This window comes from Defluviimonas sp. SAOS-178_SWC, assembly GCF_039830135.1.
GTDB lineage: Bacteria > Pseudomonadota > Alphaproteobacteria > Rhodobacterales > Rhodobacteraceae > Albidovulum.
Genome location: NZ_CP156081.1, coordinates 3810818 through 3834800, shown reverse-complemented (window position 1 = coordinate 3834800; position 23983 = coordinate 3810818). Strand labels below are relative to the sequence as shown.

The following is a 23983-nucleotide window of genomic DNA, read 5'->3' as shown; positions in this document are numbered from 1 at the left end:
TTGTTCTCCAACTTGACCCAAGTCAAAAATGCGCATGACAATTCACGAAACCCCTCCTAGCGCGCCGAGTTGCGGCAACTGCCAGATCCGGCACCGGGCCGTCTGCGCGCGCTGCGAAACGGACGAGCTGGAGTCCCTCGACTCGATCAAGTTCTATCGCAGCTTCGAAGCCGGGCAGACGCTGATCTGGTCCGGTGACCGGATGGATTTCGTCGCTTCCGTCGTCACCGGCGTCGCGACGCTGACCCAGGTGATGGAGGACGGACGAACCCAGACCGTCGGGCTCCTCTTCCCGTCCGATTTCGTCGGGCGGCCGGGCCGCGACCAGGCGCCCTACAACGTCATCGCCACGACCGATCTTCTCATGTGCTGCTTCCGCAAGAAGCCGTTCGAGGAACTGATGGGGCGCACGCCGCATATCGGCCAGCGCTTGCTTGAGATGACGCTCGACGAACTCGACGCGGCGCGGGAATGGATGCTTCTGCTCGGCCGCAAGACTGCGCGGGAGAAGATCGCGAGCCTTCTGGCGATCGTCGCCCGCCGCGAGGCGTCGCTGCATCTGAGAACGCCGCAGGGCCGGATGACCTTCGACCTGCCGCTGACGCGGGAGGCGATGGCGGATTACCTTGGCCTGACGCTGGAGACGGTCAGCCGGCAGATGTCGGCGCTCAAGCGCGACGGGGTGATCGTGCTGGAAGGCAAGCGGCACGTCACCGTGCCGAGCTTCGACCGGCTTCTGGAAGAGTCCGGCGACGATGCCGATGGTGGTCTCATCGGCTGACGCAGGCCGCCGCGACGACCGCCGCCAGGGGCGCGTCGATCTGACTGGCCTGCGGCCAGCCCCGGGCTGCGATACGTCCCGCGCAATTTTCTTTGCCGGCTTGCGGGCGCCTGTTACTGTGCGCGCAGCTGAAGTCGGCAGGCAGTCAGCCTAATCGGTGTGTGCCGTATCTATCTCTGTTTCCAGGGAGGTATGTATGGAACAGCAACCCACCGGCCGTCCGGCGCGCCGTGCGCGCGCGGTGCGCAAATCCCTCACCGCCACCGCGTTCCGGCAGGAAAGCCCGATCGGCCCGCGCGCGCGGTTCGGCTTTCTCGACGAAGGCGATCTTGAAACCCTGAAGGCGCGCACTGTCGCGCTTCTGGCCGATTACGGCGTCGTGGTCCTGCATCCGGAGGCGCGCAAGGCGTTCCTGGCGGCGGGTGCGACCGAGGGCCGGGATGCCGACCGGCTGCGGCTGCCGCGCGACATGATCGCCGAGGCGATGGACGCCACGCCGAAGACAGCCCGTCTTGCCGGCAAGAGACGCGATCTCGATCTTCCCCTGCCGCGCCCCGACGGCGGCTTCATCATGCGCACCGGCACCGGCGCGCATGGCTATGTGAACCCGCGCGATTCGAAATATCGCAACATGGACCTGACGGCGGTGAGCGAAATCGCGGCGGTGGCCAACACGCTCGATCACGTCGGCTTCATCGCCCATCCCTTCGTGCATGGCGTGCCCGAGAAGACCGCCGACATCCACAGCTTCGGCCGGCTGATCGCCCGGACCGACAAGCATGTCTGGATGCAGCCCTATCAGTGGCAGAACGTCGATTACCTGATGAAGATCGCCGCCATCGCGGCGGGCGGTGAGGCGGAGTTGCGCGCCAATCCGATCACCAGCGCCATCACCTGTTCCTTCACCCCCCTCGAATTCAAGTTCATGGACACGCAGGTGATCATCGCGGCGGGGCAATACGGCGTGCCGCTCCATGCCTGCTCGCTGCCCTCCTCGGGCGGCACGGCGCCCCTGTCGGTGCCGTCGATGGCGGTGATGGCGGCGGCAGAGATCGTCGGGATGACGGTCATGGCCCATGTGCTGTCGCCGGGCATTCCGGTGATCGCGACGCCCCTGATGTTCACGCTCGACATGCGGACGGGATCCGCGCTCCAGTCCTGCGTCGAGAGCCTTCAGGCCGCGAACATGTCGATCCAGTTGATGAAGGACGGATTCGGCATGCTGACCCATACCTACGGGTCGGGGTCGGACACGCCCGATGTCGATCTCCAGTCGATGGCCGAACGCGCGCTCATCGGCGAGACGGTGGCGCTGGCCGGGGCGGACATCCTCGGCGGGGTCGGGCAGCTTGAATGCGCGACCGTGTTCAGCCCGGTTCAGGCGGTGCTCGACAACGAGATCGGCGCGATGATGCGGCGGTTCATCCGCAAGCCCTCGCTCGCCGAGGAGGACATGAACTGGGAGGAGATGCTGAAGATCCGCACCGGCGGGCATTTCCTCGACAGCCCGCATACGATCCAGACCTGCCGGGATCAGCTGTCGCCGTCCGTTTTCCTGCGTCGGGGTCGTGACGACTACGAGAAATCCGGCCGCCGCGGTGCTTTCGACGAAGCCCGCGCCGCGGCGCTTTCGGCGATCGAGGCCGCGCCGGAGGAGGGGGTTCTGAACGAAGATCAACTGCGCGAGATCGCGGCGCTCGCTGCCCATGCCGACGAGCATATCGTCGCGGCCTATGCCGGGGCGGTCGAGGTGATCTGACGGTGACAGGCAAGCCGGACCCGGCTTACCTTTTCATTGCCGTGCGGCTCAATGCGCCATGAAGACCGGAACCTCGGCCATTTCCAGCATGTTGCGCGTGGCGCCGCCAAGGATCGCCTCGCGGAAGCGGGAATGTCCGTAGGCGCCCATCACGATCAGGTCGGCATTGATGTCGCGGCCGTGCCGGGACAGGACTTCGGAGGTCTTCGGCAGGGTCTTTGCCAGCACCGACACCTCGGCATGCACACCGTGGCGCGCGAGAAGCTGCGATAGCATCCCGCCGGGATCGGAGCGTTCGGGTCCGTGGCTCGGCGGGTCGATGATCGTGATGTCGACGGCCGTCGCGGCCTTGAGCAACGGCATGGCCGCGCGGGTGGCGATCAGCGCCTCGTCGCTCTGGTTCCAGGCCAGCACGACGCGCTTGCCGAAATCGGCGGCTTCGTATCCGTCCGGAAGGACGAGAACGGGCGCGCGCCCCTCGAAGAGCGCGGCTTCAAGGATCGCTTCGGCGGCCTGGTTGCCGCTCTTTCCGTAGGGTTTGGAGAGCACCACGAGGTCGGAGAACCGGGCGAGCATCGCCACCGGCCCGCCGAGCGCGCCGATCTGGGCGACGGCGGTGTCGACACCCCAGCGGATATCCTCGGGTTTCAGCCGCTCGCGCACGGCGGCTTCGGCGGCTGCGGCCTCCTCCTTGGCCTGATTGTAGGCTTCCTGGGTCAGGATCGCCGTGGCACCAGCGTAGTAATATCCGGTCTGGGTGCGGTCGACGCCTATGCAAAGCACGTCGAGGTGGGCGTCCTCGCGCCTGGCCAGCGCGACGGCGGCGTCGATCTGGGAGGCCGCGCCCTTCGGGTCGGTTACGATCGTGAGAATGGACTTGAAGGCCATCGGACTTCTCCTTTTGATACACCTGCAGGTGTGAACGCGAGATTAGCGGGATCGCCGAGGTGCGGGCTTTGACACGGATCAAGCGCGGCGGGCGGAAGATTTGACCCAGATCAAGGCGTCTCCCTCGCCCCGCGTCCAAAACCCGACCAATCTAAGGCCGCCCGGGCGTTAGCGAATCGGGCGTATAAGGCATGACGAGGGAACGCTGACATGTGGGATTACATCAAGCTTGCCGTGCTTGGCGCCATCACGGTTCTTGCCGCGATTGCCGCCAATTACGCGCACGACCTGGCCTATATGGTGAACGCGCTGACGGTGATGCTCGCCGCGGCACTGACCTTTCTCTGGGTCTTGCGCCATACGGGCGAGAGCCTGTCGGCGCCGGTCAACGAATACAATGATGGCGTGGTGCGCGCCGGCGTGATCGCGACCTCGCTCTGGGGGGTGGTCGGCTTTCTTGTCGGTGTGACGATTGCCTTTCAGCTTGCCTTTCCGGCGCTGAACTTTTCCGAACTCACGCATGGCTACCTGAATTTCGGCAAGCTCCGGCCGCTGCATACCTCGGCGGTGATCTTCGCCTTCGGGGGCAACGCGCTCATCATGTCGTCCTTCTATGTCGTCCAGCGCACGTCGGCTGCCCGCCTCTGGGGCGGCAATCTCGCCTGGTTCGTCTTCTGGGGATACCAGCTCGTCATCGTTCTGGCCGCGACCGGCTACATCCTCGGCGCCACCCAGTCCAAGGAATACGCCGAACCCGAATGGTACGTGGACTGGTGGCTGACCATCGTCTGGGTCGCCTATCTCGCCGTCTTCCTCGGCACGATCATCAAGCGGAAAGAGCCGCATATCTACGTCGCGAACTGGTTCTACCTGTCGTTCATCGTGACGGTCGCGATGCTGCATGTCGTCAACAACCTCGCCATTCCGGTTTCCATTTTCGGCTCCAAGTCGGTGCAGGTCTTCGCCGGCGTGCAGGATGCGATGACGCAGTGGTGGTACGGCCACAACGCCGTGGGCTTCTTCCTGACCGCGGGCTTCCTCGGCATGATGTACTATTTCGTGCCGAAGCAGGCCGAGCGCCCGGTCTATTCCTACAAACTCTCCATCATCCACTTCTGGGCGCTGATCTTCCTTTATATCTGGGCCGGTCCGCACCACCTGCACTACACCGCGCTGCCCGACTGGGCCTCGACGCTGGGCATGGTGTTCTCGATCATCCTCTGGATGCCCTCCTGGGGTGGCATGATCAACGGCCTGATGACGCTCTCGGGCGCCTGGGACAAGCTGCGCACCGATCCGATCATCCGGATGATGGTGGTGTCCGTCGGCTTCTACGGCATGTCGACCTTCGAAGGTCCGATGATGTCGATCAAGGCTGTGAACTCGCTCAGCCACTACACCGACTGGACCATCGGCCACGTTCATTCCGGCGCCCTTGGCTGGAACGGCATGATCACCTTCGGCGCGCTCTACTTCCTCGTGCCGCGCCTCTGGAACCGCGAGCGGCTCTATAGCCTGAGCCTCGTGAGCTGGCACTTCTGGCTCGCCACGATCGGAATCGTGCTCTACGCCGCCTCGATGTGGGTGACGGGCATCATGGAAGGCCTGATGTGGCGCGAAGTCGACAGCCAGGGCTTCCTCGTGAACGCCTTCGCCGACACCGTGGCCGCGAAGTTCCCGATGTACGTCGTGCGCGGTCTGGGCGGGGTTCTCTTCCTCGCCGGTGCGCTGATCATGGTCTACAACCTCTGGGCAACCGTTGCGAAGCAGCCGGCCGTGGCTGGCGCTTCCAACGCTGTCCCGGCCGAATAAGGGGGCCCGGATCATGGGTATTCTTGACAAGCACAAGTTCCTTGAGACCAATGCGACGGCCCTTCTGATCGGCGCCTTCGCGGTGGTCACGGTCGGGGGAATCGTGGAGATCGCACCGCTCTTCTATCTCGAGAACACGATCGAGAAGGTCGAGGGGGTGCGGCCCTACACGCCGCTGGAACTGACCGGCCGCGACATCTACATCCGCGAAGGGTGCTACGTCTGCCACAGCCAGATGATCCGCCCGATGCGCGACGAGGTGGAGCGTTACGGGCACTACAGCCTCGCCGCGGAATCGATGTACGACCATCCGTTCCAGTGGGGATCGAAGCGCACCGGGCCGGATCTGGCCCGGGTGGGCGGCCGCTACTCCGACGAGTGGCATGTCGACCATCTGACCGATCCGCAATCGGTCGTGCCGGAATCGGTGATGCCGAAATACGGCTTCCTCGCCAACCGCCTGATCGAGCTGACCCATATCGACGAGCGGCTGAGCACGGATGCGCTGGTGGGTGTGCCCTACACGTCGGAGATGATCGAACTGGCCAAGGCCGACTTCGCCGCACAGGCCGATCCGGATGCCGACACCGACGGTCTGATCGAGCGCTATCCGGGGGCCAACGTGTCGAACTTCGACGGCCAGCCGGGCATCACCGAAATGGATGCGCTGATCGCCTATCTGCAGGTTCTGGGGACGATGGTCGATTTCACGACCTTCCAGCCCGACCCGAACCGCTGAGGAGGGGGCGATGGACATCTATTCGCTTCTGAGGGAATTCGCCGACAGCTGGGTGCTTCTGGCACTTACACTGATCTTCCTCGGCGTCGTGTTCTGGGCCTTCCGGCCCGGATCGCGGCGCGTCCACGAGGACATCGCGAATATCCCGTTCCGGCATGAAGACAAACCCGCGCGAGACAATGGCGCGACGGGGGGCATCGGCGCCAAGGCGCAGGAGGCGTTGAAATGAGCAAGAGACCCGTACAGACCTCCAAGGTCGATCCTGAAACGACCGGCCACGAATGGGACGGCATCCAGGAGTTCAACAATCCGCTGCCGCGCTGGTGGCTCTGGACCTTCTACCTGACCATCATCTGGGGTGTCCTCTATACTATCGCGTATCCGGCCTGGCCGCTTGTATCGAGTGCGACGCAAGGCCTTCTCGGCCAGGATACGCGCGCCGACGTCGCCGTTGAGATCCAGCGCTACGAGGATGCCAACGCACCGATCGAGGCGAAGCTGGTCGCGGCCGATCTGACCGCGATCGCCACCGACCCGGAACTGGTCAACTACACCCAGAATGCCGGCGGCGCCGTGTTCCGCACCTGGTGCGCGCAGTGCCACGGCTCGGGCGCGGCGGGTGCGGTCGGATACCCGAACCTGCTGGACAACGACTGGCTCTGGGGCGGCACGATCGAGGACATCCACACCACGATCAGCCACGGCATCCGCAACACGACCGATCCGGACGCCCACTATTCCGAAATGCCGAAATTCGGCGCCGACGAATTGCTGGAGCCGGAGCAGATCGACCAGGTCGCGCAATATGTCCTGCAGATTTCCGGGCAGGAACATGATGCGGCGCTTGCGGCTGAGGGCGCGACGGTCTTTGCCGACAACTGCACGGCCTGCCACGCCGAGGACGGGACAGGTGACAGAAGTCAAGGCGCGCCGAATCTCACCGACGCAATATGGCTCTATGGCGGCGATCAAACGGCGATCACTGATTCGGTGACCAATGCCCGTTTCGGTGTGATGCCCGCCTGGACCGGACGCCTGTCCGAGGCCGATATCCGCGCGGTCGCGGCTTGGGTCCACAGCCGCGGTGGCGGCGAGTAAAAGAATTCGGGGGGGCTCAGGCCCCCCCGGGTGGAGAGCATCGGCGCCCCGTCCTGTTCGCGCGTTTCCTGGGGGCGCCGGTGCCTTTCTCTTCTTTTAACCCATTGCTTCGGCATTCGCACCCCTGACCTTCGCGCGCCGCGCATCCGCCTGGGCGACCCAGAAGGCCAGGCCCGCGCCCGCGATGCAGTAGACCGCCCCGAGGAACAGCACGATCCCGCCGGGAAGAGGCCCGATCGCGGCGCGGCCGGTGAAGTCCTCCAGACTTTGAACCGGAAACGGGTGGATGACGAGCTTGCCGATATAGGCGATGGCCTGAATTCCGAGAATCCAGAGGTAGTTGCGCCGAACGCGCCGGGCCAGCGCGGTCATGAAGCCGATGTGATAGGCGGGGTGCAGGTAATCGTTTGCCAATATGCCCTGCCAGTCCTCCTCGGTGTGCAGGTCGCCATCGGTCAGCATCGGCGCGAAGAAGTGCTTTTCAATCCAGCGCGACCGGGCGCGCCATACGTTGAAATAGCGGTAGCGCCGCGCCTCGAGCGACACGAAGAGCAGGATGAGCACCCCGACGATCAGCAATGGCATCGGCGACGCGCCGGGCGAGGCGAATGTGATCGAGAGCGCGACGCCCAGCGTGACGACGGCCCAGTTCGTGGTCGTGTCCAGCCGCGTGCGCCAGATGGTCGAGCGATACACTTCGGCCCGGTAAAGATGCGACAATGCGCCGATTTCGGCGGCCGTGAATTCCGACGCGTCCCTTGCCCTGCGTTTATCCATGTTGCGTGTCCTCCCCGACTGCCCCTATTCAATGCCGGGACGCGCATCACGCCAAGCCCTGAAACCCGTCCGGCCTTCGCCGGGCGGGTGCATTCGCCGCATTCCCGGCAGCGATTTTGACCTATATCAAGGCTCATGAGGTTGCGTCGCACCTAGGAAGACCGCGCGAACGGATAAATCCAGGAAACCGAATATGAGTTCCACAGAGACCCCTCCGGCCCTTTACGCGGCCCGGGAGCCTGTCTTCCCCCGCCGCGTGAAGGGCACGTTCCGCTCGCTCAAATGGGTGATCATGGCGGTCACGCTCGGCATTTACTACATCACGCCTTGGATCCGCTGGGACCGCGGGCCGAACCTGCCGGATCAGGCGGTTCTGATCGACCTCGCCAATCGCCGCTTCTTCTTCTTCATGATCGAGATCTGGCCGGACGAGTTCTATTTCATCGCCGGCCTGCTGATCATGGCCGGGCTTGGTCTGTTCCTCTTCACGTCGGCGCTGGGCAGGGTCTGGTGCGGCTATGCCTGCCCGCAGACCGTGTGGACCGACCTCTTCATCCTCGTCGAGCGCTGGGTGGAGGGCGACCGCAACGCCCGGGTGCGGCTCTGGAACGCGACATGGGATTTCCGCAAATTCCGGCTCCGCATGACGAAATGGGTTCTGTGGCTCCTGATCGGGCTCGCCACCGGGGGCGCGTGGGTCTTCTATTTCACGGACGCGCCGACGCTTCTGGTCGATCTCGTTACCGGGCAGGCCCATCCCATCGCCTATCTCACGATGGCGATCCTGACGGCCACCACCTTCTTCTTCGGCGGCTTCGCGCGGGAGCAGATCTGCATCTACGCCTGTCCCTGGCCGCGCATCCAGGCGGCGATGATGGACGAGGACACGCTTCTCGTTGCCTACCGCGAGTGGCGCGGCGAGCCGCGCGGCAAGCTGAAGAAGGGCGAGTTGGACCCCGGCCAGGGCGACTGCATCGACTGCATGGCCTGCGTGAACGTCTGCCCGATGGGCATCGACATCCGCAACGGCCAGCAGCTCGAATGCATCACCTGCGCGCTCTGCATCGACGCCTGCGACGAGGTCATGGACAAGATCGGCAAGCCGCGCGGTCTGATCGGCTACATCGCCCTGAAGGACGAAGCAGAGGAGCGCGCCGGCGGGCACCCGAAGAACCTCTGGAAGCATATCTTCCGGCCGCGCACGCTGCTTTACACCGCGCTCTGGTCGGCCGTCGGTATCGGCCTGATCGTCGCGCTCTTCATCCGCTCGCCCATCGACCTCAACGTCACGCCGGTGCGCAATCCGACGTTCGTCGTCCTTGCCGACGGGTCGATCCGCAATACCTATGAGGTGCGGCTCAGGAACAAGCATGGCGAGGATCGGCCGTTCCAGATATCATTGAGTTCGGAGGCGGATCTGCAGATCTCGCTCGAGGGAACGGAACAGATGGTCGTGACGGTCGCGGCGGACCAGACCCAGACGGAGCGGGTCTATGTCACCGCGCGGGCCGGGAGCCCGGCTGCGACCGAGGACCGGACCGCGGTCCGGCTCTGGGTCGAGGATCTGGAAAGCACGGACCGCGTCAGTGTCGACACGGTCTTCAACGGGAAGGGACAGTGACATGGCCGCACCTCTGACCGGACGCAAGGTCTTCCTGATCGCCGCGTCGGCCTTCGCGGTGATCATCGGGGTCAACGTGCTGATGGCGGTGAAGGCCATCGGCACCTTCCCCGGACTCGAAGTGAAGAACTCCTATGTCGCGAGCCAGACCTTCGATGCCGAGCGCGCCGCGCAGGAGGCGCTCGGCTGGACCCTTGGCCATACCTACGAGGCCGGCGAGTTGCGGCTCGCCTTCCGTGACGCCGACGGGCTGCCGGTCCGGGTGGAGCGGCTTTCGGCCACGGTCGGGCGCACTACAGAGGCGTCCGACGACCTGAAGCCGGACTTCGCCTGGCGGAACGGCGATTACGTGGCGCCGGCCGATCTCGCCCCGGGCAAGTGGATGATCCTTCTCGAAGCCTTCGCGGAGGACGGCACGCGGTTCCACCAGCGTCTCGATCTTTTCGTGAAGGGCTGACCCATGTCCTCGGCCGCGCCCTCGATCTCGGCCTGTCCTGCCTGCGTCGCGGCCCCCGCCGCCGAAGCCGTCGCCGCGCGGAGGGCCGAAAAGGCGACGGGCCTGATCCTGTCGCTGCCGACCGCGCATTGCGCGGCCTGCATCTCGGATGTGGAGCGCACATTGGCGGCGATGCCGGGGGTGACGTCGGCGCGGGTGAACCTGACATTGAAGCGCGTTTCGGTCGCGGCCGGGCCGGAGGTCACGGCGGACGACGTGATCGCCCGGCTGAAGACCATCGGCTACCCGGCGCACGAGCTTGATCCCGGTCTTTTGTCGGTGACGGAAACCGACAAGCGGGGCCGCGATCTGTTGATGCGGCTCGGCGTCGCGGGTTTTGCGATGATGAACATCATGCTCTTGTCCGTGGCGGTCTGGTCCGGCGCGGAGGCCGCGACGCGCGATCTGTTCCACTGGATTTCGGCGGCCATCGCGCTGCCGACACTCGCCTTTGCCGGGCAACCGTTCTTCGCCTCGGCCTGGACCTCGCTCAAGGCGCGCCGCCTCGGCATGGATGTGCCGATCTCTCTGGCGCTGATCCTCGCCTCGACGGTCTCCCTCTACGAGACCTTCGAAGGCGGCCGCCACGCCTATTTCGACGCGGCGGTGTCCTTGTGCTTCTTTCTGCTGGCGGGCCGCTACCTCGATTACCGCAGCCGCGCTGCGGCCCGGTCGGCGGCGGAGGAACTCGCCGCGCTCGAAGTGCCCCGCGCGACGAAGGTCGAGGGCGGTGAGGAGAAGATCGTTCCCATCGCGGAACTGGCCGTCGGCGACCTCGTCCGCGTCCGGCCCGGCGCGCGGATGCCGGTGGACGGAACCGTGACGGAAGGCGCATCCGAGATCGACCGCTCGCTCCTGACCGGGGAGACGCTGCCGGTCTGGGCCGGCGAAGGCAGTGTGGTGAGCGCGGGCGAGGTCAACCTGACCGGCCCGCTGACCGTGCGGGTTTCGGCGGCGGGGCGCGACTCCTCGCTTCACCGCATGGCCGACCTTGTTGCGGTCGCGGAAAACGCGCGGACGAAATACACCTCGCTCGCCGACCGGATGGCGCGGGCCTATTCGCCTTCGGTCCACCTTCTCGCGCTGTCGGCCTTCACGGCCTGGATGTACCTGACGTGGGACCTGCGGCTATCGGTCAATATCGCGGCGGCGGTGTTGATCATCACTTGTCCTTGCGCGCTGGCGCTTGCCGTGCCGGCGGTGGTCACCTCGGCCTCGGGTAAACTCTTCCGCAAGGGGTTCCTGATCAAGGACGGCACGGCCCTGGAGCGACTGGCAGAGGTCGATACCGTCATCTTCGACAAGACCGGCACGCTGACCTTAGGCGCGCCAGAGCCATTGGACCTGTCCGAATGGCCGCGTGCCCATCTGGAGATTGTCGCCGCGCTGGCCGAAGCCTCGTCGCATCCGCTGTCGCGGGCACTCGCGGGCGCGCTCAGTGCCACCGGCATTCGCCGCGCCTCGGTCACCGATATCCGCGAAGTGCCCGGATCGGGCGTCGAGGGGCGCTGGCGCGGCACGACGGTGCGGCTCGGCCGCGCCGAATGGCTTGGCGCCGAACCCGGCGCGCGCACCGCGACCTGGTTCGGCAAGGGCGACGGCGCGCCCGTCGAGTTCGCCTTCGCCGATAGTCCCCGCCCCGGCGCGGAGGAGGCGGTGCGGGCGCTGATCGCCGCGGGCAAGGACGTCTTCCTGCTGTCGGGCGACGGTGAGGCGCCGGTCGCGGCACTGGCGCGGACGCTCGGCATCCCCGTCTGGCAATCCGGTATGCGCCCCGAAGAGAAGGCGGCGCGGGTCGCGGCGCTGACGGAAGAGGGGCATCGGGTGTTGATGGTCGGCGACGGGCTGAACGACACTGCGGCCCTTGCCGGCGCGCATGTTTCCATCTCGCCGGCCACGGCGCTCGACGCCGCGCGGACGGCTTCGGATATCGTGCTTCTGGGGCAGGATCTTTCGCCGTTGCCCGACGCGCTGCGGATCGCGCAGATCGCCCGGCGGCGGATCAAGCAGAACTTCGGTCTCTCGCTGGCTTACAACGTCGTCGCCGTGCCGGTGGCACTTGTGGGGCTTGCGACGCCCCTCATCGCGGCGCTGGCGATGTCGGCCTCCTCGATCACGGTTTCGCTCAACGCGCTTCGGTTGAGATAGGGCTGCCAGGATGGAAATGCTCGTCTACCTCATCCCCGTCTCGCTGCTTCTCGGCGGGATCGGGCTTGCGGCTTTCCTGTGGTCGCTGAAACACCGGCAATACGACGATCCGGACGGCGATGCGAACCGCATCCTCAGTTCCGATTGGGACGATCACCCGAAACCCTGACGGGTCAGGGCCCGATCACCGTGCATTCGGTCTGCCGGGCTTGCAGCCGGCGGCAGGCGAGGTTCGCCATCTCTTCGGTCATGCCGACGAAGTTGGCATCGAAGCCGCCCTTCCGCGCCACGACCTTTCTGAGCGCCTCGTCGAGCGTGTTCATCTCGACCAAAGCGGTTTGAAGAAGTTCCCGCTCGGCGTTGTAGCGCGAGCCGAAATGCCCGACGTTGATCGACCATTGCCGCCCGCCCGACGTGGAGACGCGGGTCACGACCTCCAGTTCCTCGGCGACGGGTGCATTCGGGGTGAACGAGGCAAGCACGATCTGGTCCGGGCGGGACTTCGGCGCAGGCGTATCCGGCGCGGCGATGGCGACCGGGGCTTCGGCCGGTTCGGCGACAGTTTCGGCAACGACAACCTCGGGCTCCGAAACCGGGTCCGTCGCGACCGGTTCGGCCGCTGCCACCGCGATGTCCGCTGCCGGTTCGGCCGGTCTGGGTGCGGAAGGGGGCGTCGGGGACTGGGTCGGAGCATTTGCCGTCGCGGGGTCGAGGGGGGCGTCCACAGGTTGAACCGGGCCGTCGGCAGCGGCGGCGAGGGCGATCGTGGTTTCAGGCTGCGCTTCGGTCGTTGCGGCAAAGATCGGCCCGGCAGGCTCGGGCACCTCCGCCACCACGATCTCCTCGGGGGCGCCGGCATTAGGCGCCGCTTCCGTTGCACCCGCCGCTTCGACGACAACGGCGGGCGGCGCCGCGTCGGTAAGGGACAGTTCCTGCGCCTCGGCGAGGGCCGCGTTGATGTCGTCCTGCATCGCGAGAAGCAGTTGTTCCGGCGGCGCCTCGGTGCCCGGCAGCGGCCGTGCCTTCGGGCGCGGGCTTTTCGCGATGGCGACGTTGAGACGGATGGTCTTGCCGGCAGGAACGGCGCCGGTTGCCGTGGTGACCGCGCGTGCCACGGCTTCGGCCATCCCGTCGTCTGCGGGCGCAGCGCTCGCGAGATATTCTGGCCGCGCGGGTTTCTGGATGGTTGCCCGGTTCGGGGCCTTTCCGAAGCCGAGATCCATGAGTTCCGCCACCCGAGCGTTACGGCTCGCCGTCGATTTGCCGCCGAACACCGTGGCAATGATGCGCTTGTTGCCACGCTGGGCGGATGCGGTGAGGTTGAACCCCGCCGCCGCGGTGTAACCGGTCTTGATTCCGTCCGCGCCCTTGTAGGAGGCGAGGAACCGGCGGTTGGTGTGGGCGACCTGCGCCACGCCGGCATCGGCCGTGGTGCGCGAGAAGATGTTGTAGTACTGCGGATAGTCGTAGAAGACATGCCGGCCCAGCGTGGTCATGTCACGCGCGGTCGAGAGGTGGCCGGCGGCGGTGAGGCCGTTTGCGTTGACAAAGGTCGTGCGGCTCATCCCGAGCTGCTTCGCGGTGCGGTTCATGCGCCGGGCAAAGGCGGACTCGGACCCTTCGATCGCCTCGCCGATCGCCGTGGCGGCATCGTTCGCCGACTTGATCGCGGCGGCGCGGATCAGGTAGCGCAGCGCGATGGTCTGGCCGGCCTTGAGGCCAAGCCGCGACGGCGGCTGCGAGGCGGCGTGCTTGGAGATCGTGACCTTGCTGTCGAGCGTGATCTCGCCGTGCTCGATCGCCTCGAACGCGATGTAGAGCGTCATCATCTTGGTCAGAGAGGCAGGGTGAAGGCGGGTATCCGCGTTGTCCTGATGCAGGATCTCGCCGGTTCGGGCGTCGATGACGAAATCGGCATAGGGTGCCGAGAGCGCAAGCATCGGCGTCAGAAGAAACGCCAGCACGAATGCGACGAACATGCGGGTGCGATGGACGCACTGCCCCGGACAAGCAAACACCTGTCTCACCTTTTTCCTGCCTCATGCCCCGGTCATTGGCGCCGGCGCTTCACTGATTTGCGTCACGATAGCACAGCTGCCGCGATGCGAAAACACCCTTGTTTCAATGTGTTTGTTGCCAATGCTGAGATAATCCCGTCGCGCCGGGCAGATATGGGTGCAACGTCCGGCACAACCACCAGATCGGCTCAGCCGCAGCCCGATTCCACCGATGCGACGAGGTCGCCGAGCGCCCCGAGATCGTCGAGGCTGCGGAAGCGCGCGTGACTGGCGGGTGGCTCCTCGTGTTCCAGAGCCCAGGTCAGGTCATGCGGGACATGGACGCCCCAGCCGCCGAGGGCGAGGACGGGCAGCACGTCGGATTTCAGCGAGTTGCCGATCATCATCGTGGCTTCAGGGAGGTGGCCGTGGCGGGCGAAGATCGCGGCGTAGACGGCGGCGGTCTTGTCCGACACGATTTCCACCCCATCGAACAGATCGCCAAGCCCCGATTGCGCCAGCTTCCGTTCCTGGTCGAGAAGGTCGCCCTTCGTTATCAAGAGGATATGGTGATCCGCAGCGAGGCGCGCGACCGCCTCGCGGGCATGAGGCAGAAGCTCGATCGGGTGATCGAGCATCTCCTGCCCGGCCCCGACGATCTCCCGGATGACCTGGGCGGGCACCTTGTCGCCGGTCACGTCGAGGGCGGTTTCGATCATCGACAGCGTGAAGCCCTTGATGCCGAACCCGTACCGCCCGAGATTTCGCCGTTCGGCGGCCAGCAGTCTGTCCTCGAGATGATCGCGGGGCGCATAGCCGGCGAGGAGTTCCGCGAACCGGTCCTGGGTCAGGCGGAAGAAGCGTTCATTGTGCCACAGGGTGTCGTCGGCATCGAAGGCGATGGTGGTGAGTGCGGGCATGGGCATCCTCCCCAGGGCGCTCAATCTGACGTTTTCGGTCGATCGGATCAATGCCGATGTAATCGCAACCTTTTTCTCATCCGGCCCATGGATTATATTGTCATTCCGAACCCCTGCGCCCGAATCCCGAGGAGGGAGCTCTTGTCATTGCGCCCCATCACCCTGTCGGACCGCAAGGACGGCAATGACCCCGAAAGCACGGTCATTACCAAGACCCGTCCGAAGACGCAGCGGCCGCCCCTCTACAAGGTGCTGCTCCTGAACGACGACTACACGCCGATGGAATTCGTCGTCCATATCCTCGAGCGGTTCTTCGGCCTCAGCCACGCGCAGGCGTTCGAGATCATGCTGACGGTGCACAAGAAGGGGCTGGCCGTGGTCGGCGTCTTTTCCTTCGAGGTGGCCGAGACGAAAGTGGCGCAGGTGATGGATTTCGCCCGGCGGCATCAGCACCCCCTGCAATGCACGATGGAAAAGGAATAGGGGCGGGGCTCCGGTTCACATGACCCATCCGAGACTTTCCCTCGCGCTTCAGGGCGCCGACCATTTGCCTGTTTCGGGCAGCATTCTCGTCCTCGGACCGGGTGGCGCGACCGATCTGTCGGACCTGCCGCAAGACCGTGCGGTTATCGTGCAGGGTTTTCGCCCGGATCACGACGCCCTCGTCGCGCAGGGATGGACGGTGGTGCCACAGATCGCCGGGACGCCCGACGGCTTTTCGGCGGCGATCATCTTCGTGCCGCGCGCGCGGGGCGCGGCCCGCGCCATGGTGGCCGAGGCGGCGGCCCGGGTCGTCGCGGGCGGGCCGGTCTGGATTGATGGGCAGAAGACCGACGGCATCGACACGATGCTGAAGGACATCCGCGCCCGGGCCGCCGTCTCGGCCCCCGTCGCGAAGGCGCACGGCAAGATCTTCCGGTTCGATGCCGGGCCGCGCTTCGACGACTGGCGCGCGACGGACCTGCATCCGGCACCGGGTTTTGTGACAACGCCGGGGGTGTTTTCGGCGGAAAAGGTCGATCACGGCTCCGCCCTGCTTGCCGAAGCACTCCCGGACCGTCTTCCCCCGCGGGTCGCCGATCTCGGCGCCGGCTGGGGCTGGCTCGCGGCGCAAGTGCTCGCCCGGCCGGGCGTCGAGGAAGTTCACCTGATCGAGGCCGACCGTGCCGCCCTCGACTGTGCGCGGCGCAATATCACCGACCCGCGGGCTCGGTTCCATTGGGAGGATGCGACGCGCTTCCGGCCCGAGGCATCGGTCGACGCGGTGGTCATGAACCCGCCTTTCCACACCGGGCGCGCGGCCGAACCGGCGCTCGGCGCCGCGTTCATCGCGGCGGCGGCGGCGATGCTGGTGCCCTCGGGTCGTCTTTGGATGGTCGCGAACCGCCATCTTCCCTACGAGGCGGTGCTGGCCAGGCATTTCCGCGAGGTGGCCGAGATCGGTGGCGACGGCGGCTTCAAATTGCTGACGGCGGCGCGCCCGGTGGCCGCGCCTCGCCCGCGCCACTGAAATCCCGTAACCTGCCGCGGCAGAATCAACCCGGAGAGTTCATGTCCCTGTCCATTGCCGGCAAGACCGCCATCGTCACCGGGGCCGCCAAAGGCATCGGGCTCGCCATTGCCCGCCACTTCGTCGATCGCGGCGCCCGCGTCATGTTTGCCGACAGCGACGAGGCAAAGCTGGCGGAAGAGGTCGGAGCGGCGGCCGGGGAAGACGGGCCGGTCCGCTGTTTCGGTGGCGACCTCAGCCAGAAACTGACGCTCGCGAACCTTCTCTCGGCGACGGTCGATGCGTTCGAGCGCATCGACATCCTGGTCAACGCGCAGCGGGCGGTGCTGACGACGGATCCCCTCAATCCCGACGACGCGTCCATTGACGCGATGTGGAAGCAGAACCTCCTGCCGGCATTGAAGCTGAGCCAGATGGCAGCGAAGCGGATGATCGCTCAGGCCGAGAAGGAGGATCAGACCGATGGTCCCGTCGGAACGATCATCAACGTCTCCAGCCTCGCGGCGCGGCGGGCGCAGCCGGACTTGCTGGCCTATTCCATCGCCGGCGCCGCGCTTGATCAGGCAACGCGATCTCTCGCCGTGGCGCTGGCGCCAGAGCGCATCCGGGTAAACGGGATCGCCATTGCCAGCATCATGAGTGCAAGCATGCAATCGGCGCTCAAGGACAACCCCGACTGGCACGACCTGATTGCCGGGGGAACACCCCTTCGCCGAATTGCGACCCCGTCTGAAGTCGCCGAGGCGGCGCAATTCCTTGCCTCAAGCGGATCGAGCTTCGTGACCGGACAGATTCTGACCGTCGATGGCGGGCGGGGGCTGATCGATCCCGTGTCGGTCCCGGCTTACTGAGTTTCCGGATAGCGTGCGCGGCAGGCGGCGATGGCGGCATCGGCCTGTCGCCCAAGCGCCTTCCGCCGCGCCTGCAATCCTTCGAGCTTGCGCGTCTCGGCCTCCGGGTCGATCGCGACCGGGCGCCTGACCGTATCCCATACCGGCTCGAAGCACATCCGGACCGGCGTGCCGCGCACCCAGTCGTCGCAGCGCGTCCACTCGTGGCGCATGATTTCGTGCTCCTCGTAGGTGTAGCCGCGCGCCAGATTGGCCTCGGTCTCCGCGATCAGCCGGTCGAGGGTTCGAAGTTCGCGCGTCGCGGTGCGGATGCACTGTTCCTGCGGTGTGCCGCAGGCGGCGACGAGGGCGGTGAGGAGAAGGGTGAAGCGAAGGCGCATGGGACGGACTTTCCGGTCAGGGTCGGGCACAGGCGGCGATGCGGGCGGCGAGCAGATCCCGGCGGGCCAGAAGCGCTTCGAGCTTGCGCGTTTCGGCCGCCGTGTAGAGCGCGACCGGCCGGGTCCGTGTGCCGGAGTCGGTACAGAAGCTGAGCCCGACATTGGAGCGGTGGCTGCCGAGGCAGAAATTCACCGCCGCGCCGCTATCCTCGCGCGCCTGCGTATAACCACGGTCCAGATTGGCGCGTGTTTCGGCGATGAGCCTGTCGATGGTCCTGATGTCGCGCGTCTCCGGCCCGCCGCAGCGGTTGGCAGTGTCGGCGCAGGCCGAAAGACCCGCAAGGGCAACTGCAATCAGGGCGGGACGAACGAACATCGGGCGACTCGCGGCAATTGTGACACGCTTACTCTAGCGGCCCCGCGCGGGCGGGCCAAACACTCGCTCGCCGGCCGCGCGGATTTGTCATTCTGGCGGGACGCGAACTAAGCTGTTAAGCGAACTGCAAGGGGGCCGGGATGGATGGAATGAACGAAGAGATGGAACCGGAAAAGGCGCGCGCCTCGGCGTGGTTTCGCAGCCTGCGGGACGAGATCGTGGCGGCCTTCGAAGGCCTCGAGAACCGCGCCGCCGGGTCGGACGCCGCCCCCGGCCGGTTCGAGGTGACGCGGACGAAGCGCAGCGATAACGGCGGCGGCGATGCGGGCGGCGGATTGATGAGCGTGATGCGCGGCGGCCGGGTCTTCGAAAAGGTCGGGGTCAATGTGTCGACCGTCCACGGCCGGCTCGGCGCGCGGGCGCAGGCGGCGATGGCGGCGCGCGGCGTTCCGGGAATGGAGAGCGATCCGCGCTTCTGGGCCTCGGGCATCAGCCTTGTCGCCCATATGCAGAACCCGCATGCGCCGGCCGTCCACATGAACACAAGGATGTTCTGGACGCCGCATGCCTGGTGGTTCGGCGGCGGTGCCGACCTCAATCCCTGCATCGAGTATCCCGAGGATACGGTGCATTTCCATGCCACGCTCGAAGCCGCCTGCGACGCCCACGATCCGGGCTATTACCCGCGTTTCAAATCCTGGGCCGACGAATATTTCTTCGTCCCGCATCGCGGTCGCGCGCGCGGCGTCGGCGGCATTTTCTACGACGATCTCAACACTGGCGGCTGGGCGGCCGATTTCGCCTTCACCCAGGCGGTCGGCCGTGCCTTCCTGCCGGCCTTCCTTCCCCTTGTCGAGCGTCGGATGGGCACGGCGTGGAGCGATGCGGACCGCGACGCCCAACTTGTCCATCGTGGCCTTTATGCCGAATACAACCTCGTCTACGACCGCGGCACCAAGTTCGGCCTCGAGACGGGGCATGATGCCAATGCCGTGCTGATGAGCCTGCCGCCGCTCGCGAAATGGGTCTGAGCGGACGATCCGGGGATCACCGACAAAGCTCCGGCGGCTTTCGTCCGTCGCCTGACGTCGGGCCGCATTGTCGCGGGGCGCCGCAGCCGCTATGAGGCGGGCGGACTGCGAAGGAGAGACGGATGACGCCGGTGGAATGCAGGACGATGGCCGAGATCAGAGCCGAGATCGACCGGGTCGACGGGCTGATCGTTGCCCTGCTCGTCGAGCGTTCGGGGTACATCGACCGTGCGGCCGAACTCAAGCCCGCGCTGGGCCTTCCCGCGCGGATCGACGAGCGGGTTGAGGAGGTCGTGGCACAGGTCCGCGCCCGCGCGATGGCCGAAGGGCTCGATCCCGGGCTGGCAGAGGCGTTGTGGCGCCACCTTATCGACTGGTCGATCGCCCGCGAAGAGGCGGTAATCGGACCGAACTGACGGCCCGGCAGGAGAATGGAAATGGCACGACCAAGGATCTTGATCACGCGGCGGTGGCCGGAAGCGGTCGAGGTGAAACTCGCCGAGACGTTCGACGTGACGCTCAATACCGCCGACACCCCGCTTGGGCGGGATGCCTTGCGCGACGCGCTGGGGGCGTTTGACGCGATCCTGCCGACGGTGACCGACCGGATCGGGCCCGAGGTCTTCGATCGGCCGGCGATCCGCACCCGCATCCTTGCGAATTACGGGGTCGGCTTCAGCCATATCGACGTCGCGGCGGCGAAGGGCCAGAGCATTGCGGTCACCAACACACCCGACGTCCTGAGCGATTGCACCGCCGATCTTGCGTTGACGCTGATGCTGATGGCGGCACGGCGCGCGGGCGAGGGCGAGCGCGACCTTCGCGCGGGGGCGTGGAGCGGATGGCGACCGACGCACTTGATCGGCACCAAGGTCAGCGGGGCCACGCTGGGTATCATCGGATTCGGGCGGATCGGGCAGGCCGTCGCTGACCGTGCCCATCACGGGTTCGGGATGACGATCCTCGTCCAGAACCGCTCGGCCGTGGCGCCCGAGGTTCTGGCAAGAACCGGCGCCGCGCAGGTGGAGGCGATCGACGACCTTCTGCCGCGTTGCGATTTCGTGTCGCTCCACTGCCCCGGAGGCGCGGCCAACCGCCATCTGATTGACGCGCGCAGGTTCGGCCTGATGAAGCCCGGCGCGTTCCTGATTAACACCGCGCGCGGCGAGGTCGTGGACGAGGCGGCGCTGGCCGAAGCGCTGGAAGAGGGCCGGATCGGCGGTGCGGGTCTTGACGTTTACGAGAACGAGCCGCGCATCCCCGAGGCGCTCATGGCCGCGCCGAACCTCGTCATGCTGCCGCATCTGGGATCTGCCACGCGCGAGACGCGCGAGGCTATGGGGTTCAGGGTGATGGACAACCTCGTGGACTTTTTCGCGGGCCGTACGCCGCGCGACCGGGTCGCCTGACCGCGCCAGCGCCGTCAGAGCGCGTCCCAGAATGCCTCGCCCGCCGGGCTGAGGCGGCGGGTTTCGGGCCTGATCTTGCGCAGTTCGCGGAAGGCGGGCGGATCTTCGGGAACGAGAAACGTGATCCCGTCCGCGCGGTCTTCGAGGGCGCTCGCGGGCAGGATCGTGGCGCCGAGGCCGCTTCTGACGAAGGTGAGAAGCGCCGTCGTGTTCCGCGCTTCAAGATGACCCTCATTCAGCAGCGCGCGGACGCTATCATGGTCGACGAGGCCGCACAGGGGGTTGGCGATCAGGGGTTCCAGCGCGAGCAGGTCCCAGGACGGCGGGTTCCGCCGCCCGGCGATCGGCCCGCCGTTCGAGCAGACGATGCCAAGTTCGTCCCGACGGATCACGGCGCCGGCAGGTCTGTCCGCGATGCCGGCCGAGAGGATGCCGATATCCGCCTCGTCGAGCTTGATGCGGCGCAGGACCGAGGCGCTGTCGACATCGCTGATCTCCAGCCGCACATCCGGGTGCAGGCGCCGGAACCGAGCGACCGCGTCGGGCAGCAGCGTCACGGTCGCCGACGGCACGGCGGCGATCCGCACGAGTCCGGCGCCCGACAGCACATGGCGGCGGATCGCGCCGCTGGAGCGGTCGAACGCATCCGTCGCGCGCTGGCATTCGTCGAGCACCATCAGCCCGAGCGGGGTCAGCCGGTTCTTGCGGTCGGTCTCGAACAGCGGGCCGCCGATCTCCTCCTCGAACTGGGCCAGCGTCATCGACAGCGCCGAGGGGGTGCGCCCCAGAACCGATGCGGCGCCGGCGAGCGAGCCCTGGTCGGCGACGGTGCGGAAGACACGCAGCATTCCGAGCGTGATGGCCATTTCAGAAAGCCTGAATAAAACTTCAATTGTTCAAGATTGCCTGAAAGCAACGCCGCCGTCTATGTGAAGAGAACGGGAGGAATCCATGATACGCAATCCGGCCGGAATTTACATCGACGGAGCCTGGCAGAAGGGCGCCGCGACCATCGAGAACCGCAACCCCTCGGATGTTTCCGACCTGATCGGGCATTACGACCAGGCAAGTGCCGCACAGCTCGATGCCGCGCTCGACGCCGCCCGGCGCGCGCAGCCGGTCTGGTGGGCGGCGGGTATCCAGAAACGGCATGAAGTGCTGATGGCCATTGGCACCGAACTGATGGCGCGGGCCGAGGAGATCGGCCGGATCATCGCCCGCGAAGAGGGCAAGCCCGCCGCCGAAGGCAAGGGCGAAGTCTATCGCGCCGGGCAGTTCTTCGCCTATTTCGCGGCGGAAGCGCTGCGCAATCAGGGCGATCTGGCCGAAAGCGTGCGGCCGGGGATCGAGATCGACGTGCGGCGCGAGCCGGTCGGCGTTGTCGCCGTGATCTCGCCCTGGAACTTCCCCGTCGCGACGCCGGCCTGGAAGATCGCCCCGGCACTGGCCTTCGGCAACGCCGTCGTCTGGAAGCCCGCGAACCTCACGCCGGCGAGCGCCGTCGCGCTGACCGAGATCATCGCCAAGCAGGACATTCCGGTCGGGCTCTTCAACCTCGTCACGGGGCCGGGGCGCGATGTCGGGCAGCGGCTCGTTGAAAGCCCGAAGGTCGATGCGATCAGCTTCACCGGGTCGGTGCCCGTCGGACGGGGGATCGCGGCGGCGGCGGTCGCGAACATGACCAAGGTTCAGATGGAGATGGGGTCGAAGAACCCGATGCTGATCATGGACGATGCCGATCTCGACCTGGCCGTCGCCCACGCGGCGAACGCGGCCTTCGGCGGGACCGGCCAGAAATGCACGGCCACGAGCCGGCTGATCGTGCACGAGACGATCCATGACGCCTTCGTCGAGAAGCTCGTGACGGCGGCGGGCGCATTGAAGGTCGGCCACGCGCTGGAAGAGGGCACCCAGATCGGGCCGGTCGTCAGCGCGGACCAGCTGGCGCAGAACCTCGACTATGTCGGGATCGGCAAGGCCGAAGGGGCGGAGCTTCTGTGCGGCGGCAACCGTGTGAACCGTCCGACCGAGGGCCACTTCATGGCGCCAACGGTCTTTGCCGGCACCCGCAACGACATGCGGATCAATCGGGAAGAGATGTTCGCGCCGATCACCTGCGTGATCCGCGCTGGCAGCTACGGCGAGGCGCTCCACCTCGCCAACGACAGCGAATTCGGCCTTACCGCCGGGATCATGACCCGCTCGCTCGCCCGCGCGAACCATTTCCGCGCCAATATGCGGGCGGGCTGCGTGATGGTGAACCTGCCGACGGCGGGCACCGACTATCACGTCCCCTTCGGCGGGCGTGGCGCGTCGAGCTTCGGACCGCGCGAACAGGGTCGCTATGCGGCGGAGTTCTACACGACGGTGAAGACCGCCTATGTCGCGGCGGGGGCACCGGAATGACACCGGTCATCGACGGTCTGCAATATGCCAACTGGTCGGAAAAGGTCTTCCGCCAGCTGCGCGAGGGTGGCGTCGATGCGGTTCACGTGACGATCACCTATCATGAGACATTCCGCGAGACGGTGCTGAACATCGAGGCCTGGAACTGCTGGTTCGAGCGGTTTCCGGATCTGATCTTTCAGGGCAAGACCGCCGCTGATGTGGCGCTCGCACGGGAAACAGGGCGGACCGCGATCTTCTTCGGCTCGCAGAACCCCTCCTGCATCGAGGCCGATATCGGCCTAGTCGAGGTGCTCCATACGCTCGGCCTGCGGTTCATGCAGCTGACCTACAACAACCAGTCGCTTCTCGCGACGGGTTGTTACGAGGCCGAGGATGGCGGGTTGACGCGCATGGGGCGCGAGGTTGTGGCCGAGATGAACCGGGTGGGCCTTGTGATCGACATGAGCCATTCCGCCGAACGCTCGACGCTGGAGGCGATCGCCCATTCCACCCGGCCGATCGCGATCACCCATGCCAACCCGGCAAGCTGGCATCCGGCGCTGCGGAACAAGTCGGAGCATGTGCTGAAGGCGCTGGCTGAAAGCGGAGGAATGCTTGGCTTTTCGGTCTATCCGCACCATTTGAAGAATGGCAGCGCCTGCACCTTGCAGGACTTTTGCGACATGATCGCGCGTACGGCCGATCTGATGGGGCCGGAGCGGATCGGCATTGGCACGGACCTGTGCCAGGATCAGCCGGACAGTGTTGTCGAATGGATGCGCGTGGGTCGCTGGACCAAGAAGATCGACTACGGCGAGGGGAACGCGGCGGCGCCGGGCTTCCCGCCGATGCCGGACTGGTTCGCCGACAATCAGGATTTCAGTAGGATTGCCGCCGGTCTGCGGGCCACCGGGATGGATGCGGATACGGTCGCGGCGGTGATGGGCGGCAACTGGCTGAGATTCTTCGAAGCGAGCTTCGGGCCTGCGGGAAAGGCGTGAG

The 23983-nt window shown here is 66.2% G+C and carries 25 protein-coding genes; 18 read left to right on the top strand and 7 right to left on the bottom strand.

Translation table 11 applies throughout. From position 1 onward, the window contains the following. Window positions 1–34 precede the first annotated feature (34 nt). A complete protein-coding gene (fnrL, locus tag V5734_RS19745) occupies window positions 35–781 on the top strand; it encodes a transcriptional regulator FnrL (protein ID WP_347311311.1) in 747 nt (248 codons plus the stop codon). 196 nt (window positions 782–977) lie between these two features. Beyond that, window positions 978–2540 (top strand): trimethylamine methyltransferase family protein, encoded by a 1563-nt coding sequence (locus V5734_RS19740; RefSeq protein ID WP_347311310.1) that lies wholly within the window; start codon window positions 978–980, stop codon window positions 2538–2540. A gap of 48 nt (window positions 2541–2588) precedes the next feature. Here V5734_RS19740 and V5734_RS19735 read toward each other — a convergent pair whose 3' ends face one another. Continuing rightward, entirely contained in the window at window positions 2589–3428 is an 840-nt protein-coding gene (locus tag V5734_RS19735) for a universal stress protein (RefSeq protein WP_347311309.1), read from the bottom strand. A 210-nt stretch (window positions 3429–3638) separates the two neighbouring features. Between V5734_RS19735 and ccoN the strand changes: the two genes are divergently transcribed. From ccoN to ccoP, 4 genes are read left to right on the top strand one after another with little or no spacing between them, the layout of a single operon-like run. Next, on the top strand, window positions 3639–5240 hold the full coding sequence (gene ccoN / locus V5734_RS19730) for a cytochrome-c oxidase, cbb3-type subunit I (RefSeq protein WP_347311308.1): 1602 nt from the start codon (window positions 3639–3641) through the stop codon (window positions 5238–5240). A 13-nt stretch (window positions 5241–5253) separates the two neighbouring features. After that, the gene (gene ccoO, locus V5734_RS19725) at window positions 5254–5979 is read left to right on the top strand and encodes a cytochrome-c oxidase, cbb3-type subunit II (RefSeq protein WP_347311307.1); all 726 of its coding nucleotides are present in this window, start codon (window positions 5254–5256) and stop codon (window positions 5977–5979) included. Between the two features lie 10 nt (window positions 5980–5989). Next, window positions 5990–6208 (top strand): cbb3-type cytochrome c oxidase subunit 3, encoded by a 219-nt coding sequence (locus V5734_RS19720; RefSeq protein WP_347311306.1) that lies wholly within the window; start codon window positions 5990–5992, stop codon window positions 6206–6208. After that, the gene (gene ccoP, locus V5734_RS19715) at window positions 6205–7077 is read left to right on the top strand and encodes a cytochrome-c oxidase, cbb3-type subunit III (RefSeq protein WP_347311305.1); all 873 of its coding nucleotides are present in this window, start codon (window positions 6205–6207) and stop codon (window positions 7075–7077) included. Before V5734_RS19720 ends, ccoP begins: the two co-directional genes overlap by 4 nt. A 96-nt stretch (window positions 7078–7173) precedes the next feature. Here ccoP and V5734_RS19710 read toward each other — a convergent pair whose 3' ends face one another. Further along, window positions 7174–7854, bottom strand: coding sequence for a DUF2270 domain-containing protein (locus V5734_RS19710; protein WP_347311304.1), 681 nt, complete (start codon window positions 7852–7854; stop codon window positions 7174–7176). A gap of 193 nt (window positions 7855–8047) precedes the next feature. Here V5734_RS19710 and ccoG point away from each other — a divergent pair, with 193 nt between their 5' ends. Genes ccoG through ccoS form a run of 4 tightly spaced genes read left to right on the top strand, consistent with a single transcriptional unit; the run spans window position 8048 to window position 12288 of the window. Further along, complete coding sequence (gene ccoG / locus V5734_RS19705; protein WP_347311303.1) at window positions 8048–9475, top strand: cytochrome c oxidase accessory protein CcoG; 1428 nt, start codon at window positions 8048–8050, stop codon at window positions 9473–9475. A 1-nt stretch (window position 9476) separates the two neighbouring features. Next, window positions 9477–9932: a FixH family protein gene (locus V5734_RS19700; RefSeq protein ID WP_347311302.1), complete on the top strand. Its 456-nt coding sequence runs from the start codon at window positions 9477–9479 to the stop codon at window positions 9930–9932. A gap of 3 nt (window positions 9933–9935) precedes the next feature. After that, window positions 9936–12119 carry a heavy metal translocating P-type ATPase gene (locus V5734_RS19695; RefSeq protein WP_347311301.1) on the top strand — a complete coding sequence of 728 codons (2184 nt, stop codon included), beginning with the start codon at window positions 9936–9938 and terminating at the stop codon, window positions 12117–12119. Window positions 12120–12129: 10 nt separating this feature from the next. Further along, a complete protein-coding gene (gene ccoS / locus V5734_RS19690; protein ID WP_347311300.1) occupies window positions 12130–12288 on the top strand; it encodes a cbb3-type cytochrome oxidase assembly protein CcoS in 159 nt (52 codons plus the stop codon). Window positions 12289–12292: 4 nt separating this feature from the next. Here the strand turns inward: ccoS and V5734_RS19685 are convergent, their stop codons facing one another. Together V5734_RS19685 and V5734_RS19680 are read right to left on the bottom strand one after the other, a co-directional pair. Further along, window positions 12293–14098 carry a D-alanyl-D-alanine carboxypeptidase family protein gene (locus V5734_RS19685; protein ID WP_347313676.1) on the bottom strand — a complete coding sequence of 602 codons (1806 nt, stop codon included), beginning with the start codon at window positions 14096–14098 and terminating at the stop codon, window positions 12293–12295. A 227-nt stretch (window positions 14099–14325) separates the two neighbouring features. After that, on the bottom strand, window positions 14326–15036 hold the full coding sequence (locus V5734_RS19680; RefSeq protein WP_347311299.1) for an HAD family hydrolase: 711 nt from the start codon (window positions 15034–15036) through the stop codon (window positions 14326–14328). A gap of 141 nt (window positions 15037–15177) precedes the next feature. On the opposite strand from V5734_RS19680, the gene clpS reads away from it, so the two are divergent. From clpS to V5734_RS19665, 3 genes are read left to right on the top strand one after another with little or no spacing between them, the layout of a single operon-like run. Then, complete coding sequence (gene clpS, locus V5734_RS19675) at window positions 15178–15519, top strand: ATP-dependent Clp protease adapter ClpS (protein WP_347311298.1); 342 nt, start codon at window positions 15178–15180, stop codon at window positions 15517–15519. Window positions 15520–15538: 19 nt separating this feature from the next. After that, entirely contained in the window at window positions 15539–16546 is a 1008-nt protein-coding gene (locus V5734_RS19670; protein WP_347311297.1) for a class I SAM-dependent methyltransferase, read from the top strand. Window positions 16547–16587: 41 nt separating this feature from the next. Beyond that, window positions 16588–17397 (top strand): SDR family NAD(P)-dependent oxidoreductase, encoded by an 810-nt coding sequence (locus V5734_RS19665; RefSeq protein ID WP_347311296.1) that lies wholly within the window; start codon window positions 16588–16590, stop codon window positions 17395–17397. Here V5734_RS19665 and V5734_RS19660 read toward each other — a convergent pair. After that, on the bottom strand, window positions 17391–17777 hold the full coding sequence (locus tag V5734_RS19660; RefSeq protein ID WP_347311295.1) for a hypothetical protein: 387 nt from the start codon (window positions 17775–17777) through the stop codon (window positions 17391–17393). The genes V5734_RS19665 and V5734_RS19660 overlap by 7 nt on opposite strands. Before the next feature lie 16 nt (window positions 17778–17793). Then, window positions 17794–18153, bottom strand: coding sequence for a hypothetical protein (locus tag V5734_RS19655; RefSeq protein WP_347311294.1), 360 nt, complete (start codon window positions 18151–18153; stop codon window positions 17794–17796). 149 nt (window positions 18154–18302) lie between these two features. Here V5734_RS19655 and hemF point away from each other — a divergent pair, with 149 nt between their 5' ends. From hemF to V5734_RS19640, 3 genes are all read left to right on the top strand, one after another. Next, window positions 18303–19184, top strand: a complete 882-nt coding sequence (gene hemF / locus V5734_RS19650; RefSeq protein WP_347311293.1) for an oxygen-dependent coproporphyrinogen oxidase — start codon at window positions 18303–18305, stop codon at window positions 19182–19184. A 122-nt stretch (window positions 19185–19306) separates the two neighbouring features. After that, window positions 19307–19600 (top strand): chorismate mutase, encoded by a 294-nt coding sequence (locus V5734_RS19645; protein ID WP_347311292.1) that lies wholly within the window; start codon window positions 19307–19309, stop codon window positions 19598–19600. A 21-nt stretch (window positions 19601–19621) separates the two neighbouring features. Further along, a complete protein-coding gene (locus V5734_RS19640; RefSeq protein ID WP_347311291.1) occupies window positions 19622–20593 on the top strand; it encodes a 2-hydroxyacid dehydrogenase in 972 nt (323 codons plus the stop codon). A 14-nt stretch (window positions 20594–20607) separates the two neighbouring features. Here the strand turns inward: V5734_RS19640 and V5734_RS19635 are convergent, their stop codons facing one another. After that, window positions 20608–21459 carry a LysR family transcriptional regulator gene (locus tag V5734_RS19635; RefSeq protein WP_347311290.1) on the bottom strand — a complete coding sequence of 284 codons (852 nt, stop codon included), beginning with the start codon at window positions 21457–21459 and terminating at the stop codon, window positions 20608–20610. Window positions 21460–21544: 85 nt separating this feature from the next. Between V5734_RS19635 and V5734_RS19630 the strand changes: the two genes are divergently transcribed. Both V5734_RS19630 and V5734_RS19625 read left to right on the top strand, forming a co-directional pair. Then, window positions 21545–22999 (top strand): aldehyde dehydrogenase family protein, encoded by a 1455-nt coding sequence (locus V5734_RS19630; RefSeq protein WP_347311289.1) that lies wholly within the window; start codon window positions 21545–21547, stop codon window positions 22997–22999. Beyond that, window positions 22996–23982, top strand: a complete 987-nt coding sequence (locus V5734_RS19625) for a membrane dipeptidase (RefSeq protein ID WP_347311288.1) — start codon at window positions 22996–22998, stop codon at window positions 23980–23982. Before V5734_RS19630 ends, V5734_RS19625 begins: the two co-directional genes overlap by 4 nt. Window position 23983: the final 1 nt, after the last annotated feature.

Excerpts from the sequence above, each read along its gene's own strand:
- fnrL (WP_347311311.1), top strand. The coding sequence starts at position 35 with ATGACAATTCACGAAACCCCTCCTAGCGCGCCGAGTTGCGGCAACTGC.
- V5734_RS19740 (WP_347311310.1), top strand. The coding sequence starts at position 978 with ATGGAACAGCAACCCACCGGCCGTCCGGCGCGCCGTGCGCGCGCGGTG.
- V5734_RS19735 (WP_347311309.1), bottom strand. The coding sequence starts at position 3,428 with ATGGCCTTCAAGTCCATTCTCACGATCGTAACCGACCCGAAGGGCGCG.
- ccoN (WP_347311308.1), top strand. The coding sequence starts at position 3,639 with ATGTGGGATTACATCAAGCTTGCCGTGCTTGGCGCCATCACGGTTCTT.
- ccoO (WP_347311307.1), top strand. The coding sequence starts at position 5,254 with ATGGGTATTCTTGACAAGCACAAGTTCCTTGAGACCAATGCGACGGCC.
- V5734_RS19720 (WP_347311306.1), top strand. The coding sequence starts at position 5,990 with ATGGACATCTATTCGCTTCTGAGGGAATTCGCCGACAGCTGGGTGCTT.
- ccoP (WP_347311305.1), top strand. The coding sequence starts at position 6,205 with ATGAGCAAGAGACCCGTACAGACCTCCAAGGTCGATCCTGAAACGACC.
- V5734_RS19710 (WP_347311304.1), bottom strand. The coding sequence starts at position 7,854 with ATGGATAAACGCAGGGCAAGGGACGCGTCGGAATTCACGGCCGCCGAA.
- ccoG (WP_347311303.1), top strand. The coding sequence starts at position 8,048 with ATGAGTTCCACAGAGACCCCTCCGGCCCTTTACGCGGCCCGGGAGCCT.
- V5734_RS19700 (WP_347311302.1), top strand. The coding sequence starts at position 9,477 with ATGGCCGCACCTCTGACCGGACGCAAGGTCTTCCTGATCGCCGCGTCG.
- V5734_RS19695 (WP_347311301.1), top strand. The coding sequence starts at position 9,936 with ATGTCCTCGGCCGCGCCCTCGATCTCGGCCTGTCCTGCCTGCGTCGCG.
- ccoS (WP_347311300.1), top strand. The coding sequence starts at position 12,130 with ATGGAAATGCTCGTCTACCTCATCCCCGTCTCGCTGCTTCTCGGCGGG.
- V5734_RS19685 (WP_347313676.1), bottom strand. The coding sequence starts at position 14,098 with ATGTTCGTCGCATTCGTGCTGGCGTTTCTTCTGACGCCGATGCTTGCG.
- V5734_RS19680 (WP_347311299.1), bottom strand. The coding sequence starts at position 15,036 with ATGCCCGCACTCACCACCATCGCCTTCGATGCCGACGACACCCTGTGG.
- V5734_RS19670 (WP_347311297.1), top strand. The coding sequence starts at position 15,539 with ATGACCCATCCGAGACTTTCCCTCGCGCTTCAGGGCGCCGACCATTTG.
- V5734_RS19665 (WP_347311296.1), top strand. The coding sequence starts at position 16,588 with ATGTCCCTGTCCATTGCCGGCAAGACCGCCATCGTCACCGGGGCCGCC.
- V5734_RS19660 (WP_347311295.1), bottom strand. The coding sequence starts at position 17,777 with ATGCGCCTTCGCTTCACCCTTCTCCTCACCGCCCTCGTCGCCGCCTGC.
- V5734_RS19655 (WP_347311294.1), bottom strand. The coding sequence starts at position 18,153 with ATGTTCGTTCGTCCCGCCCTGATTGCAGTTGCCCTTGCGGGTCTTTCG.
- hemF (WP_347311293.1), top strand. The coding sequence starts at position 18,303 with ATGAACGAAGAGATGGAACCGGAAAAGGCGCGCGCCTCGGCGTGGTTT.
- V5734_RS19645 (WP_347311292.1), top strand. The coding sequence starts at position 19,307 with ATGACGCCGGTGGAATGCAGGACGATGGCCGAGATCAGAGCCGAGATC.
- V5734_RS19640 (WP_347311291.1), top strand. The coding sequence starts at position 19,622 with ATGGCACGACCAAGGATCTTGATCACGCGGCGGTGGCCGGAAGCGGTC.
- V5734_RS19635 (WP_347311290.1), bottom strand. The coding sequence starts at position 21,459 with ATGGCCATCACGCTCGGAATGCTGCGTGTCTTCCGCACCGTCGCCGAC.
- V5734_RS19630 (WP_347311289.1), top strand. The coding sequence starts at position 21,545 with ATGATACGCAATCCGGCCGGAATTTACATCGACGGAGCCTGGCAGAAG.
- V5734_RS19625 (WP_347311288.1), top strand. The coding sequence starts at position 22,996 with ATGACACCGGTCATCGACGGTCTGCAATATGCCAACTGGTCGGAAAAG.